Below are 14625 nucleotides of genomic sequence, written 5' to 3' on the forward strand. Positions count from 1 at the left end.
TATTCACGCGGATATTGCGCTTGTTGCACGGATCGAGGCTTCCTACGATCGGGGAATGTCAAGGGGGCGAGGGGATACCGGCCGGCTGTCGGCCCGGGTGTCACTCCTCGTCGGAGTCCGGCCACGGAGTCTCTCCCCCTGTGCCCATGAGCAGACCAAGCATCGGAGATCAGCACATGAGCCACCCCGTGAAGCCGCGCCCGATCTCACGAAACCGTCTGACCTCGGCGATCGGGCCTGAACGGCTCCGCGAGATCAGCACCGCATTCGCCGAACGCCGGGCCGGTTATTCGCTCGAGTCCCCGTTCTACACCGATCCGGGGATCTTCGCCGCCGACATGGAAGGGATCTTCGGCCAGCACTGGGTATTCGCCGGAAGCATCGCCGAGATCCCCGAACCCGGGGACTACCTCACGGTCGACTACGGCCCGTACGCACTCATCCTCCTGCGCAACGACGACGGCGGGGTGAACGCCCTGCACAACGTCTGCCGTCACCGCGGCGCCCGCGTGCTGACCGAACCAACGGGCACCACGGGCAACCTCGTCTGCGGATACCACTCCTGGACCTACTCCCCGGAGGGCGCCCTCATCCACGCCTCGGCACCCGGTGAGGCCGGCTTCGACAAGGGATGCTTCGGGCTCAAGCGCGCTCACAGCCGTGTGGTCGCCGGTCTGGTCTTCGTCTGCCTGGCCGAGGAGCCCCCCGAGGACTTCGACGAGGTCGCGCAGATCTTCGAGCCCTACCTCGCGCCTCATGACCTGGGCAAGGTCAAGGTGGCCTACCAGCAGGAGCTGGTCGAGGAGGGCAACTGGAAGCTCGTCATGGAGAACAACCGCGAGTGCTACCACTGCGACGGTCACCCGGAACTCGCGTGCTCCCTGTTCCCAACCTGGGGGCTCACCGACGAGACCGTGCCCACTCACCTCGCCGATGTGTGGCAGCGGAACCTCTCGGCCGAGGAGGCGCTGCGCACCCGGTGCGATCGCTATGGCCTTCCCTTCGAGGTGGTCGAAGAGCTCGACACCCGCGTGGCGGGGATCCGGATCTCCCGCGAGCCCCTGGACGGCGCGGGAGAGTCGTTCTCCGCGACCGGCCGGCGGCTCTCCAAGAAGCTGCTCGGCGATCTGAGGGACTTCCGGCTCGGACGCTGTTCCATGCACCTGCAGCCGAACAGCTGGTTCCATTTCCTGGCCGACCATGTGATCACCTTCTCGGCATTCCCGGTCAACGAGCGCCAGACCCTGGTACGCACCACGTGGCTGGTCGCGGACGACGCGATCGAGGGCGTCGACTACGACCTCGAGAAGCTCACCCATACCTGGAAGCAGACCAACCTCCAGGACAAGAACTTCGTGGAGCTCTGCCAGCGCGGCGCCGCCAGCCCCGCTTACGAACCCGGTCCGTACATGAAGAGCGAGTACCAGGTCGAGGCCTTCATCAGCTGGTACGTGGAGCGCATGAAGGAGCATCTGGCATGACGGTGAGCACCTTCGCGCCGCTGCCGACGAACCTGCACATCCGCGGCCTGGAGATGCCGTGGAACCGGGTTCTGCAGAACAGCGCCGAGCCCGCCGGTGCCGCCAAGGCGCTGGGGCCGTGGCATCCCCAGGAGTTCCAGGCCGAATGCGTGGAGGCGGTGCCCGAGGCCGGGGACATGCTGACCCTGGTGTTCCGCCGCCTGGACGGAGCCCCGCTGGCCTTCCGGTCCGGGCAGTACCTGAACATCGCGTTCCCGGTCCATGGTCCCCACGAGGAGCCGGTGGACCGGAGCTACTCCATCTCCACCGCCCCCACGGCGCCCTGGACCTTCGCCATCACCCTCAAACGCGACGCCGCCGGGCTGGTCTCCCCCTGGGTGCACGAGAACGTGCGGCCGGGCACCATCCTGGACATGCTCGGTCCCGTCGGGGCGTTCCATCTGCCCGACGCGGACCGCAGGGCCCGCTACCTGTTCCTGGCCGCGGGTTCCGGGATCACCCCGATCATGTCGATGATCCGGACCATCCATTCCTTGCCGGGCAGTGCCGACGTCGTCGTGCTCTACCACGGGGCCAGGCCCGGGGCGTTCGCGTTCTCCCGGGAACTCGAGTACCTCGCCTCGGTGGACTGGCGCATCAGGATCTACTACTCCCTGGGCGACCGGAGCGTCAGCGGCACCTGGGAGGGCATGGTCGGCCGGCTCACCTCGGCGATGATCGACGAAGTGGCCCCGGACGCGAACGGGCGCCAGGTGTACGCGTGCGGTCCGGAAGGCTACCTCGACGTCGCGGTGGAACTGCTGCGCGAAGTCGGCGTGGACGACACCTCCATCCACGTGGAGTACTTCACCGGGGGCCGAACCACCCTCCTCGAATACGAGGAAGAGGTCGCGCTCGCCGAGGAGGCAGCGGCGGCCTCGGCCGAGGAACTCCACCGGCAAGCAGCACCCGTGGACGTCTACGGCCCCGCGTACGACTCCGATGGCCTGGGCGATCCGCTCGAGACGGAGGCGCCGGAGCGCGAGGAGGAGACGCCGGTGCCGGTGGTCGGCGAGCGCGCACTGGAGGTGGCGGAGGGCGGGCGACGGAACCGCACCCCCGAGGAACCCGGGGCTTTCGCCACCGTGGGCGAGGGCAGCCTGACCATGACGTTCGTGCGCAGTCGTCTCAACGTCAGGATCGATCGGGACGAGCGGATCCTCGAGGCCGCCAAGAGCGCAGGAATCCGGATCGGCTCGAACTGCCAGGACGGCATGTGCGGCTCATGCAAGACGGTCAAACTGGAGGGCGAGGTGGAGATGCACCATCAGGGAGGCATCCGCGCCCGGGAGATCGACGCCGGCAAGTTCCTCCCGTGCTGCTCCACGCCGACCACGGATCTGGTCATCGACGCCTGAGCCGCCCGGCAGGCGATCGGAGAAGCTGAGGAACAGGTCGGGGCCGGGTGCTCCCGGCCCCGACCCCATCCCGCGGTCACCGGCGGATGCGGCCCATGCCGGGATCGTAGACCGGCTCGGCGAGGACCTCGGCGTCAAGCACGCGCCCGAATCGCATGATCCCCAGGGGCGTTCCCGGATCCGAGAGGCCGGCCGGCACCCAGGCCAGCCCGATGATCTGTCCCGTGACATAGCCGAAGTCGGCGCTCGTCACCCAGCCCGCCACGGCGTCGTCACCCCGGGCGAGAACCGGGGAGCCGCTCTCCGGGCGCCCCGAGTCCAGGCGCATGCCGAAGGCGACGAGCCGGCGTCCGCGTGAAGGCTGCGCGTTCAGGGCGTCACGGCCGATGAAGCCGCCCTCCTTCTCCGGACGCACGGCGAAGGCGAGACCCGCGTCCTGCGGGGTGTCCTCCCGGGTCATGTCCGAGCCCCATGCGCGGTATCCCTTCTCGAGCCGGAGACTGCTGAAAGCGGCCCGCCCCGCCGGGACGATGCCGTGCTCGGCGCCGGCCGCCATGATCTGATCCCAGAGCCGCAGCCCATGGGCCGCCTGGGTGTAGAGCTCCCATCCCAGCTCCCCCACGTAGCTCACGCGAAGGGCCAGTACGGGGACCCCGGCCACGCGGATGCGCGCGGAGCGGAAGTACGTCAGTCCCTCATGGCTGATGTCCCCCTCGGTGAGCGGTGCGAGGACGTCCCGGGCGCGGGGGCCCCACAGTCCGATGCAGCACGTGCTGGTGGTGATGTCGTCGAGGGTGACGGTGCCGGAGGCGGGCAGCAGGCTCGTGAGGCGGTCCAGGTCCAGAGGGCCGTTGGCGCCGATCATGTACTCTTCGCCGGCGAGCCTGGTGACCGTGACGTCGGAGAGAATGCCGCCTTTCCCGTCGAGCATCAGGGAGTAGGTGACCGCACCGACCGACTTGCCGATCTTGTTGCTGTTGAGCGATTCCAGCCACTCGGTCGCCCCGGCTCCCCGGACCCGGTAGCGCGTCAGCGATGTCATGTCGTAGACCGCAACGCGGTTGCGGGTCGCCCACGCTTCGGCGGCGGCGATGGGGGACCAGTTCACCTGATCCCAGGCGTCGCGCCGGGGCACCGCGACGGGAACCGGCGCATCCGGGTCCGCGTCGGCTGCTGGGTCGTGGAGGGCGCTGCTCGCCCCGGCGGCTGCGCCGAAGGCCTTCGCAGGGCGCGACCTGAACTGCGGGTCGCTGAACAGGGCGGCGTTCTTCTCATGCCATAGCGGGCGTTCCCAGCCGTTGGCCTCGGTGAAGACGCCGCCGGCGTCCTGGATGCGCGTGTGGAAGGGGCTGGTCTTCAGCCCGCGGGTGATCGTCGTGGCCTGGTGGGAGAAGTGGACATCGTAGACCTCGTCGTAGTTCTCCGAGGCCCGACCGCGGATCCACTCGTCGCTGAGCATCGCGGGATCGAACCGGTTGAGGTCGAGTCCGTGGGTGTCCATCCCGGGATCGCCGTCGAGAATCCACCGCGCGACCACTTCGGCGCATCCGGCCGACTGCGTCACCCAGATCGCCTGCGCCGCCCAGAACCCCTTCAGCTCCGGGGAGGGGCCGAGCATCGGGCCTCCGTCCGGGGTGAAGGAGAACACGCCGTTGAACGGGTCCTGCAGCGGGAGGTGCTCGATGGCGGGCAGGACGCGGGCGACTTCGGAGCGGCAGTACTCGAAGTCCTCGAGCGAGAAACCCCGCTTGGCGGGCTCCTCCCCTGAATCGAGCAGATGGGCGGTGTCGGTGAGATCTTCGGGCCTCACCGGCAAAGGGCCGTGCTCATAGGCGCCGATCCCGATCCTGTTCCCGAACTCCCGGAAGTAGAGTCCCGAACCCTGGTGGCGGACGACAGGACGGCCGGGTTCGTCCTCCGCCAGGGGTTCGCCGTCCATGTTCCGGCCGGACAGCTCGGGAACGGGGGCCGTCCACGCGAACCCGTGCTCCATCGGGTGCATCGGCAGGCGGAGTCCCCCGAACGACCCCAGGGGGTGGCCCCAGATGCCCCCGGCGGCTATCACGACCTCGGCTGGGATCGTGCGCCGCCCCTCTCCCGTGGTCGCATCCTCGACGACGACGCCGGTCACCCGGCCGTCCTCGGCTTCCACGTCGACGGCCCGCGTCAGGCCCAGGAACTCCGCTCCGCCCGCTTCGGCGCGTCTGGCCTGGTACTCGACGGCCCGGGCGGAGAACACGACGCCGTCAGTGGGGGTGTGGAGGGAGCCGAGGATCTGGGTGACGTCGAGTCCCGGCCAGAGCCGCACCGTCTGCTCCGCATCCAGCAGCTCGGCGGGAACCCCCCAGGCGCGCGCGAAGCCGTAGCGCCGCTGCAGCTCCTGGAGCTGTCCTTGCGTGCTGGCCAGCTCCAGGCCTCCGACCCTGTTCACGAGCGGCTTCCCGTCGAGCTCCAGCCCGTCGAGTTTGTTCAGGGTGCGCTGCGCGAGCTGGCACATGGTGCGCGACCCGCTGGTCTGGAAGACGAATCCCGGTGCGTGCGAGGACGAGCCGCCAGTCTTGTACAGCGGACCCTGGTCGATGACCGTGACGTTGCGGGCACCCCGGGCGACGAATTCGTCCGCGAGGGCCGTCCCCACGATGCCTGCGCCGATCACGACGACGGGGGCCGAGAGATCTGTGGGAGTGACGTGGGGCATGATGCTCCTCCGGGGAGATTTGTTGCGTAATATGCAACTCACGCATATAGTGCAACTATTCAACCGTGGCCAGAGGTGTCAGGTCAAGAGTTCGACGCAGTCCGAGAGTCCGAGGCAGAGAGGGCGGGGGTCTTCCATGGGAGTGCAGTCCGTGGATCGTACGGTCGAGGTGCTGGAGGCTCTCGCGGCCAAGGGGGGTACGAGCGTGAACTCCATCGCCGCTCAGCTGGGGGTTCACAAGTCGACGGCTTCGCGCATCCTGTCCTCCCTGGCGGAGCACGGGCTCGTCGAGAAGGACGCCTTGACAGGCAGTTACAGGCTCGGCTTCGGCCTGGTGAGGCTTGCGAGCGCCGTGACGAGCCGGATGGACCTGTCGCAGATCGCGCAGAAGCTCTGCGACGACGTGTCCGCCGAGCTGGGACTCACCGCGAACGTGGCGGTCCTCGACGAGATCTACGCCGTCAACGTGTCTCAGGCGATGGGGCCGGGCCTCCTCGCCCCCCGGCACTACGTCGGCCTGCGGACGCCCGGACATGCGACGAGCTCCGGGAAGATGCTGCTCGCCCACCACCCCCGGGCCGCCGAGGCGGCCATGCACTCCACGCTCGAACCGCACACCGATCGCACGATCACCGACCCGCAGGCACTCGCAGCCGAGCTGGAGCGCGTCCGGGAGCGGGGCTGGGCGGGCTCGGATGAGGAATGGGAACAGCACATCACGGCGGTGGCCGTGCCCCTGCGACTACCCGACGGCGCCGTCGAGGCGGCGCTGACGGTCACCGGCCCGGCGCACAGCCTGCAGCCTGACCGGTTCTCAGATGTCGCGCACCGGCTGCGGGAGTTCGCGGCCGGCTCCAGCCGGTGGGTATAGGCCGGGCCGGCTCGGAGGACCACGCCGGGCGAGCAGGGTGGCACGCCCCCGGCAGGAACTCTGCCCGTCTGCTGGTCGGGCTACCCCCTGCGCGGAGTGGTGGTCGCGGTGACGACCTCGACGAGAACGCCCTGGAGGTTTCCCGGCAGGTCCAGAGTGTGGAGTGCTGAGAGAAGCGCCAGCTCGTCGAGTCCCGTCACGAGGTCCATGACCCTGCTCTTGAGGTCGTACTCGATCTCGGCCTGGTCGAGGATCCGGAAGATGCGTTCATGCTGATCGCCGGTGCGCAGACGGACGCCATCGAGGCGTAGTTCCAGCCCCGCGGACAGGTCGAGGTCCCCGAGGTCTACGCGGACCGACGTCTCCCCCGCCGTGATGACCGGATGGCTCTCGTCGCCCTCCGCCCCGGTCGAGGACGCCTGGGCTATCTCCTCGGCTCCCATGATGTCGAGGGCGAGGGCTCGCCGGGTGAGGACCCCGGGGCCCGCGGGCGGCGCGACCGTGAGGACGGCGCTGGCCGGAGCGGCCTCGGACTCACCCTGAGCCCATCGCAGGGAGAACACCGTCTCCTGGCGCTCGGGCGCATCGCTTCCGTCGTCCTCCACGAGCGTGCACGCTCCATCCGCCCCGGGGAACACCTTGAGCAGGAGGGACCCGGGCACCTCTCCGGCATCGGCCGAGGACTCGGAAGCCAGGGGGATGATCGATCCGGCAGCGGCGAGGACGGGCATGGCCTCCAGGTCCCGGTGCAGGTTCAGGACGCGTCCGCCGTCGTAACGGCGCCCGTCGAAGAAGTCGTACCAGGTCCCCTGGGGCAGCCAGGCGGATGTCCGGGCGTGGTGGGTGCTGCGGTCGGCGGGGGTGGTGATGGGTGCCACCAGGAGATCCGGCCCGAACATGTACTGGTTCGGGACCTCGTAGGCTTCCGCGGACCGCGGGTGCCGGTGGTACATGGGCTGGACCGGGGCTTTGCCCTCGGTATGAGACCGCCACATCGCGGAGTAGAGGTAGGGCACGAGCCGGTGGCGGAGTCTCAGATAACGGGTCATGACCCGCTGCGCTTCGCTTCCGAAGCGCCACGGCTCCTTGGAGTTGAACGGGCTGCTGGAGGAATGCAGCCGGTTGATGGGCGAGAAGACCCCCAGCTGGTACCAGCGGGCGGCAAGCTCGTTGTCCTTGATGCCGCCGAGGTGCCCGCCGATGTCATGGCTCCACCAGAAGTATCCGGCGTTGGCGGCGGTAGCCGTGAAGTACGGCTGGAAGTCCAGGGATGCCCAGGAGGTGACGGCGTCGCCGGAGAAACCGATGGGGTATCGGTGGCTGCCCAGCCCCGCGTAGCGGGAGAAGGTCAGCGGGCGGCGGCCCTTGCGAGCGGAATCCCGATAGTGCACATGGTTGAGCATCCACAGCGGATCCAGCCCCGGCACCCGGGTATTGCTGCCTGACTGCCAGTCCAGCCACCAGAAGTCCACTCCGATGTCTTCGTGAGGATGATGCAGGTGCTTGAAATAGGCGTCCACGAAGGCCCTGGATGTGATGTCGAAAGGGACTCCCAGACCGGTCTCGGGATCCAGCCCCAGGTCCCGGGCGACGTCGGCGTAGGCGGCTTCGTGGGAGCGCACGCCGTCGGCGGGGTGCACGTTCAGGGTGACTCTCAGGCCTCGCTCGTGCAGCTCCCGGAGGAAGGCGGCGGGGTCCGGGAAGAGTTCGGTGTTCCAGGTGTAGCCCGTCCATCCGGACCCCAGCGCTGGGTCGATGTCGACCAGGTGCCAGTCCATGTCCAGGACCGCCACGGAGAACGGGATGCCGGCCTCGCGGAACCGGTCCATGAGCGCCAGGTAGTCGTCGGCGGAATACCGGTGGTAGCGGCTCCACCAGTTGCCCAGTGCCCATCGGGGCAGCAGTGGGCTGGGGCCGGTCAGCGCGAAATAGTCCTTCAAGGCAGCCGTGTAGTCCCTGCCGTAGCCGAAGAAGTACAGGTCCTCCCCCGGGGCCGGACGACGGGAGACCCAGCCGTCCGGGGCCAGCAGCAGGGAGTGCGAGTCATCCACCACGGCATACCCGTTCTCGGAGAGCAGGCCGGGTTCGAGGTCCACCGCTCCGTCGACGTCGTCGAGGGTACGAGCGGTTCCTCCGAGGTTGCCCCGGCCATGAGGCCCGTAGGCGGGGTCGCCGTAGTGCCAGGTGGTGCGGTGGGAGCCCTGGGCCCGGCGCCGCATGCTGACGGACAGGCCGGCGGGGCTGAACGGCTTCCTGTCGTAGCGGAGGTGGAGATCCTCGGTCCACAGGTCGAGGCCCTCTTCCGTGTGCGTCACGGTGAACTCGGGGACCGGGAACCGGCGTCGCCGGACGAGCTGGGTGGGGGCATCGGTGAAGACACCGTCCTCCTGGAACTCCAGCCGCAGCAATCTGCTGGTGAGCACCGTGATGCGATACCCCGGTCCTTCCACGAGGGCGCTCTGGTCCACCTCGAGGGGTTCGGCCGGGGTCGTGGCGGGGTTCGGCACGGTGATGTCCTTTGCTGTGGCCTGTACTGCGGACTCGGATGAGGGTAGGGGAGACCGGCGACGCACCGGAATCATGACGACGACGGCGCCTCCACCCACCCGGGTATCGGCGCTGCAGAACCCTCGCGGGGACCCCGATCATGGGGTCCCCGCGATACATGGCCTCAGCCCTTGACTGCACCGCCGGTGAGCCCGGAGACGATATAACGCTGGAGGAACAGGAACAGGGCGACGACCGGGACCGCTGCCAGGACCGCCCCCGCTGAGAACACGCCCCAGTTCTCGCCGAACTGCACGGCGACGAACTGGTACAGACCCACGGCCAGCGTGTACTGGCTGGGCTCCTGCAGCACGATCTGGGCCAGCAGGAAGTCCGAGAAGGACGAGATGAACGAGAGCATCCCGACCACCACGAGGATGGGGGTCACCAGCGGCAGGATCATGGTCCAGTAGATCTGGGCGTGCGAGGCGCCGTCGATCTCCGCCGCTTCGTCCAGGTCCCGGGGGATGGTGTTGAAGAAGCCGTACATCAGGAAAGTGTTGGCTCCCAGCGCCCCGCCCAGGTAGACGGCCACCAGTCCCAGCCGGGAGTTCAGCCCCAGGAAGGGGTAGACCTCCGAGACCGCGAACAACAGCAGGAAGATCGCCACGAAGGCCAGCAGCTGCGGGAACATCTGGATGATCAGGAGAGCCAGCAGCCCGCCCTTCCGGGCACGGAAGCGGAAGCGCGAAAAGGCGTACGCTGCCGCCGCCCCCATGAGGACGGTGCCCACAGCCGTGGTGACGGAGACGAACATGGAGTTCGCGAACCACGTCAGATAGGGATTCTGCGGGTCCGTCAGCAGTTCGGTGTAGTTGGCGCCGGTGATCTCCGAGAACAGCCGGTTGGAGCCGAGCAGGGATCCCGAGGCCGACAACGAGGCCGAGAAGGCATAGACCAGCGGGAAGAGAGCGAAGATGCACGCCGCGATCGCTGCGGGGTGTTTGAACCCTCCGCGGGCGAAACGACGGCCCGCGCCGGCCCGGGGCCGGCGTCTCGGCGCCGGTACCCTGGCCCCCTCCGCTTCGAGCGAGCCAGGGGGCTGCGCCGTGTTCGAGGTGCCGGTGGCCGGAGCAGGAGTGGCCGCGGCCCAGGGAGCGCGATCCGATCCCTCGGGACCGGAGCCGTCGCCGGTCGGGGGCGTTGTGGGACTGGTCATATCAGTTGATCTCCTCCAGGGCCTTGCTGCGGCGGAACGTCAGGGCGGAGATGACGGCCACCATGATGAAGATGAGGATGGACAACGCCGAGGCCAGGCCGTAGTCGTTGGTTCCCCCGGCGAATGCGATCTTGTAGACGAACGAGATGAGGATGTCCGTAGCACCGACCCCGGTCGTGGACTCCAGGTTCTGGGGGCCGCCACCGGTGAGCAGGTAGATCACGTTGAAGTTGTTGAAGTTCATGGCGAAGGACGCGATGAGCAGCGGCCCCACGGCCACCATGAGCAACGGCAGCGTGATCGATCGGAACTTGCGCACGGCACCCGCTCCATCCATCTCCGCGGACTCGTAGATCTCCTTCGGGATGGCCTGAAGGGCGCCCGTGGTCACCAGGAACATGTACGGGAAGCCCAGCCAGAGATTGACCAGCAGCAGGGACAGTCTCGCCAGCCACGGATTCTCGAGCCAGGGGACCGCAGCACCGCCCAGCAGGACGTCGTTGATGAAGCCGTAGTCCGTGTTCAGCAGACCAGCCCAGATGAGGATGGACAGGAACCCCGGGAAGGCGTAGGGCAGGAAGATGATGGCGCGATAGAAGTTCCGGAACTTCAGCTTCTCGTCGTTGAACAGGATCGCCAGCAGCAGCCCCAGGAGGAAGGTCAGGGCCACCGACAGGATCGCGAAGGCGAAGGTCCACAGGGTGACGGAGACGAACGGCCCTCCCAGGGTGCCGGGGTCGAAGATCGCGCCGAAGTTGTCCAGCCCCACGAAGATCTGCCAGCCCGGCCGCAGTTCCTCGCCGTCGGGCCCGGCGAACGCGCCTTCTCCATTGTTCGCGTAGACGGTGCCGTCGTCGGCGACCATGGCATCGGCGTTCTCGTCGTAGACGAGCGTGGAGTCGTACGCGTAGGCGGTGCGGCCGTCGTCGGTGCGCAGCACCCCTTCTGCCTCCTGCCCGCTCACGGGCACCCGCAGCTCGGACAGCTCGGTAGCGGCGGCCACGGTCCCCGCATAGTCGAGCGTCTCGAAACCGGGAGCCTCCACCACGCGGCCGTCGGAGGCTCGTGCGCCCTCGAGCGGTGCGAGCGCCTGATCGGCGGTGCCCACGAGCACCTGGTCGCCCTCTACCGTGGCCAGCGCGAGCCCGTCATCGCCCGAGAGCACCGTGATCGGATAGGCCTCGGATCCCTCGATGCGCTGCTCATACGTGTTGGTGAGCTGCGAGATGGCCGCTTCCTTGGTGGAGTTGTGGCCGTCGCCGTAGTTCGTGAAGGCGGTGGTCGCCGTGTAGAGCAGCACGAAGATCTGGAAGACGAGAAGGAAGATCAAGCCGGGGAAGAGGTACTTGGCGGGCAGGATCCTCTTGCCCGGCAGGAAGTAGACGAGGTCGGCGACGATCAGCGCGATGACCAGGAATGCCAGGATGCCCCACGACCCCGCGGCCCAGGCGGCCAGGATGCCGAAGAGCCCGAAGGCGTTGATACCGGCCATGAGGATCAACTTGACCACGAAGCCCAGGCCGAACCCCCGGGCGTGGGAGTGACGGAGCTCGAGGGGCTCGCCGAGACCGGTTTCCCCGCGGTTGGAGGTCCCGTCCCGGGATGTGGTGCTCGTGCTCATCAGATCTGCCCCTCGATGTTGTCGATCATGCGGTCCCACAGCTGCACCGGGTCTCCACGGCCGTCCACGATGGCGTTCTCCGTGGTGCCCCAGAAGTTCCACACCGCGCCCATCTCGGGAATGGCCGGCATGGGCAGACCTGCCTCGGCGAGTTCGGCGTAGGCGGAGCGCAGCGGATCGCCCTGCATGCGGTCGACCGCGACCGTGCTGGCAGGGGGCCGCCCCGTCGCCTCGTACATCGCCGTCTGCGCCTCCGGGCGCGTGAGGTAGTTGGTGGCGAAGTCCTGAGCGGCCACCGGGTTCTGCGCATAGGCGTTGACGTTGAAGGCCTGGACCCCCACGAACGGACGAGCCTCTTCCTCGCCTGCCGGAGGCACGGGTAGGACGCTCACGTCCATGCCGGCCGCCTCGATGTCGGTCAGCTCCCAGGGTCCGGCCATGTGGAAGGCGGATTGGCCGTTGAGGAAGGACTCCTTGGCGATGTCGGGGCTCATCGAGGTCCTCAGATCCCCGCTCTGCCCGAGGTCTTGCAGATACTGAGCGAAGGCGTGACCGTTCTCGCCTCCCATGGCGAGCTCTCCGGTGTACTCGCCGTCGTCGGTCCGCTCGAAGACCTCGGCTCCGAAGGAGGTCTGCAAGGCGTACAGGTGATAGGGGTCGCCGGACTCCGGCGACTGGCTCACGGTGAAGGGATACTGGATGCCCTGCTCCTCCATGAGCCGGTGCCCCTCTGCCCTCAGCTCGTCGAACGTCGCGGGCTCGGCGGTGGTGAGCTCGTTGTTGCGGATCAGCGCCACGTTCTCGACGGCGTACGGCACGCCGTAGCTCACTCCGTCGTACATCACGGCGTTACGCGCGTTCTCGGTGAAGTCCTCGGAACGATCGCCCAGTTCCACGGGAGCGACGACGCCGTTGGAGGCCAGCTGCCCCAGATTGTCGTGCGGCCCCACGATGATGTCCGGGGCCTGCCCCGTGGGCGCCTGGGAGATGAAGTTGGACGTGGTCTGCGCGGTGACCTCGCGCTGGATGAAGTTCACGGTCACGCCGGTCTCGTCGGTGAAGACCTCTGCGATCTCCTCCAGCGCCGGCATCTCATCCGGCCCCGCCTGGATCGAGATGCTGCCGGGGCCACCGGCCAGGCCGGTCACACCGCCTGTCTGCGCCGATGAGCACCCGGCGAGCAGGAGCGCGGCTCCCACGGCTATGACTGCCCGTTGAATGTGTTTCACAGTGGGGGTTCCTCATGGTCGTTCGTCGTCAGGTCAGCGCGGAGCGTGACCTGACTCACTACTGTAAGCGCTACCATAATTGGTGTCTACGAACTGATGGAACGTTGCATACACACTGGTAAATAGATGACAGCGATTACATTTTGATCGCATTGGCACCCATAGCGGGGCACCCGCGTCCATCAGGGTCCCGGTGCCCTGGCGGACTCGCTCCGTCCGGACCCGAACCGTCGCTCTCGGTGGCAGGTCCGTGAACCGGCATGGACCGCGGACTTCGGCCGGCCGAATGCCTAGGCTTGATCGACGACGACACCTTTGCCCCGCTCAGTACCGGCGCGAAACCCGCTATACACCCCGAACCCGAGGAATGCAGATGGCCACAGACAGGGAGCCTCCCCGAAACGGGCACGTGACCCCTCCCCGGCTCCAGGACGTAGCCGCCCGCGCTGGCGTGTCCACCGCGACCGTCTCCCGCGCCCTGTCCGGCAAGGGGCACGTCTCCTCCCGGGCCAAGCTCAGGGTGCAGCAGGCGGCACAGGAGCTCGGCTTCGTCGTCTCGTATCACGCTTCGAGCCTGGCCAGCGGCCGGAGCCGCAACATCGGAGTCGTGCTCCCCCATATCGACCGCTGGTATTTCTCCACCGTGCTCGAGGGCGTTTCCAGGGCACTGCTGGAGGCCGGCTACGACCTGTCCCTGTACAACTTCGACGGCGACCGGTACCGCGAGACCGTCCTGACCGACTTCCTGCTGCGCAAACGACTCGACGCGGCTGTGGCGGTCGCGCTGCAGCTGGAACCGGCGGAGACACGGCAGCTGTTCTCGGCGGGGATTCCCTTCGTCGGGGTCGGGGGCCCGCTCGTGGGCGCTCCCACCGTCAGCATCGACGATCTCGACGTCGGGCACCGGGCGACGCAGCACCTGATCGGACTGGGCCACCGGCGCATCGGCCACCTCGGCGGCGTCGATGAGCAGGGGCGCTATTTCACGATGTCCAGCAACCGGCGTGCCGGCTACGAACGAGCCATGACCGAGGCCGGCCTGCCCATCGATCCGGAATGGTCGATCGTCTCCGACTACACGCTCATGGATGCCTACCAGCGCGCCAAGAATCTCCTGGCGGACCCCGACAACCGACCCACGGCCATCTTCAGCGCTTCCGACGAGATGGCCGCAGGCGCCATCCTGGCTGCGAGAGACCTCGGCCTCTCGGTGCCCGCGGATCTCTCAGTGATCGGCATCGACGCCCACCCGATCGGGGAGGCCTTGGGACTGACGACCATCGATCAGCACGCCCAGCAGCAAGGGGTCCGGGCCGTCAGACGGCTCTTGGACCACATATCGGGCGCGGACAACGAGCCTACGGACGAGATCCTCCCGGCCCACTTCATCGCCCGGGCCTCCACCGGCCCCGCGGCGGGTTCTTCCGGCTCCTGAATCCGGACGTCAGCTCCTGCATGCCTTGCTATGTGTGCATCTGGGACGTCTTGTCGACGACATCCATCCGACCGCCTCTGATAGGCGAGGCCATACCGCCATCCCCGGTTGACTCCCCCGCGGGAAAATCTGCTCCCGCCCTCTACCGCCGGAGGCCCCCGACAACGTACGGTGGCCTCATCAGATG

General features: G+C 67.9%; 9 protein-coding genes. 4 read left to right on the top strand and 5 right to left on the bottom strand.

The features are described 5' to 3' along the window. Positions 1-176: 176 nt before the first annotated feature. Both FCK90_RS11990 and FCK90_RS11995 read left to right on the top strand, forming a co-directional pair. Positions 177-1481, top strand: coding sequence for an aromatic ring-hydroxylating oxygenase subunit alpha (locus tag FCK90_RS11990; RefSeq protein WP_158034532.1), 1305 nt, complete (start codon positions 177-179; stop codon positions 1479-1481). Then, a complete protein-coding gene (locus FCK90_RS11995; protein ID WP_158034533.1) occupies positions 1478-2878 on the top strand; it encodes a flavin reductase family protein in 1401 nt (466 codons plus the stop codon). The genes FCK90_RS11990 and FCK90_RS11995 overlap by 4 nt, the downstream gene beginning before the upstream one ends. Positions 2879-2954: 76 nt before the next feature. On the opposite strand, the gene FCK90_RS12000 is transcribed toward FCK90_RS11995, so the two are convergent. Beyond that, positions 2955-5576: a GcvT family protein gene (locus tag FCK90_RS12000; RefSeq protein ID WP_158034534.1), complete on the bottom strand. Its 2622-nt coding sequence runs from the start codon at positions 5574-5576 to the stop codon at positions 2955-2957. Between the two features lie 136 nt (positions 5577-5712). Here FCK90_RS12000 and FCK90_RS12005 point away from each other — a divergent pair, with 136 nt between their 5' ends. After that, on the top strand, positions 5713-6447 hold the full coding sequence (locus FCK90_RS12005) for an IclR family transcriptional regulator (protein ID WP_158034535.1): 735 nt from the start codon (positions 5713-5715) through the stop codon (positions 6445-6447). Positions 6448-6527: 80 nt separating this feature from the next. Here FCK90_RS12005 and FCK90_RS12010 read toward each other — a convergent pair whose 3' ends face one another. From FCK90_RS12010 to FCK90_RS12025, 4 genes are all read right to left on the bottom strand, one after another. Next, on the bottom strand, positions 6528-8954 hold the full coding sequence (locus tag FCK90_RS12010) for a glycoside hydrolase family 31 protein (protein WP_246180273.1): 2427 nt from the start codon (positions 8952-8954) through the stop codon (positions 6528-6530). A gap of 164 nt (positions 8955-9118) precedes the next feature. Further along, positions 9119-10153 (bottom strand): sugar ABC transporter permease, encoded by a 1035-nt coding sequence (locus FCK90_RS12015; RefSeq protein ID WP_343029898.1) that lies wholly within the window; start codon positions 10151-10153, stop codon positions 9119-9121. 1 nt (position 10154) lies between these two features. Then, positions 10155-11774, bottom strand: coding sequence for an ABC transporter permease subunit (locus tag FCK90_RS12020; protein WP_158034537.1), 1620 nt, complete (start codon positions 11772-11774; stop codon positions 10155-10157). Further along, a complete protein-coding gene (locus tag FCK90_RS12025) occupies positions 11774-13003 on the bottom strand; it encodes a sugar ABC transporter substrate-binding protein (RefSeq protein WP_158034538.1) in 1230 nt (409 codons plus the stop codon). Before FCK90_RS12025 ends, FCK90_RS12020 begins: the two co-directional genes overlap by 1 nt. Before the next feature lie 373 nt (positions 13004-13376). On the opposite strand from FCK90_RS12025, the gene FCK90_RS12030 reads away from it, so the two are divergent. Next, a complete protein-coding gene (locus FCK90_RS12030) occupies positions 13377-14438 on the top strand; it encodes a LacI family DNA-binding transcriptional regulator (protein ID WP_246180280.1) in 1062 nt (353 codons plus the stop codon). Positions 14439-14625: the final 187 nt, after the last annotated feature.

It is taken from the genome of Kocuria coralli (genome assembly GCF_008831305.1).
Lineage (GTDB): Bacteria > Actinomycetota > Actinomycetes > Actinomycetales > Micrococcaceae > Kocuria > Kocuria coralli.

Excerpts from the sequence above, each read along its gene's own strand:
- FCK90_RS11990 (WP_158034532.1), top strand. The coding sequence starts at position 177 with ATGAGCCACCCCGTGAAGCCGCGCCCGATCTCACGAAACCGTCTGACC.
- FCK90_RS11995 (WP_158034533.1), top strand. The coding sequence starts at position 1,478 with ATGACGGTGAGCACCTTCGCGCCGCTGCCGACGAACCTGCACATCCGC.
- FCK90_RS12000 (WP_158034534.1), bottom strand. The coding sequence starts at position 5,576 with ATGCCCCACGTCACTCCCACAGATCTCTCGGCCCCCGTCGTCGTGATC.
- FCK90_RS12005 (WP_158034535.1), top strand. The coding sequence starts at position 5,713 with ATGGGAGTGCAGTCCGTGGATCGTACGGTCGAGGTGCTGGAGGCTCTC.
- FCK90_RS12015 (WP_343029898.1), bottom strand. The coding sequence starts at position 10,153 with ATGACCAGTCCCACAACGCCCCCGACCGGCGACGGCTCCGGTCCCGAG.
- FCK90_RS12020 (WP_158034537.1), bottom strand. The coding sequence starts at position 11,774 with ATGAGCACGAGCACCACATCCCGGGACGGGACCTCCAACCGCGGGGAA.
- FCK90_RS12030 (WP_246180280.1), top strand. The coding sequence starts at position 13,377 with ATGGCCACAGACAGGGAGCCTCCCCGAAACGGGCACGTGACCCCTCCC.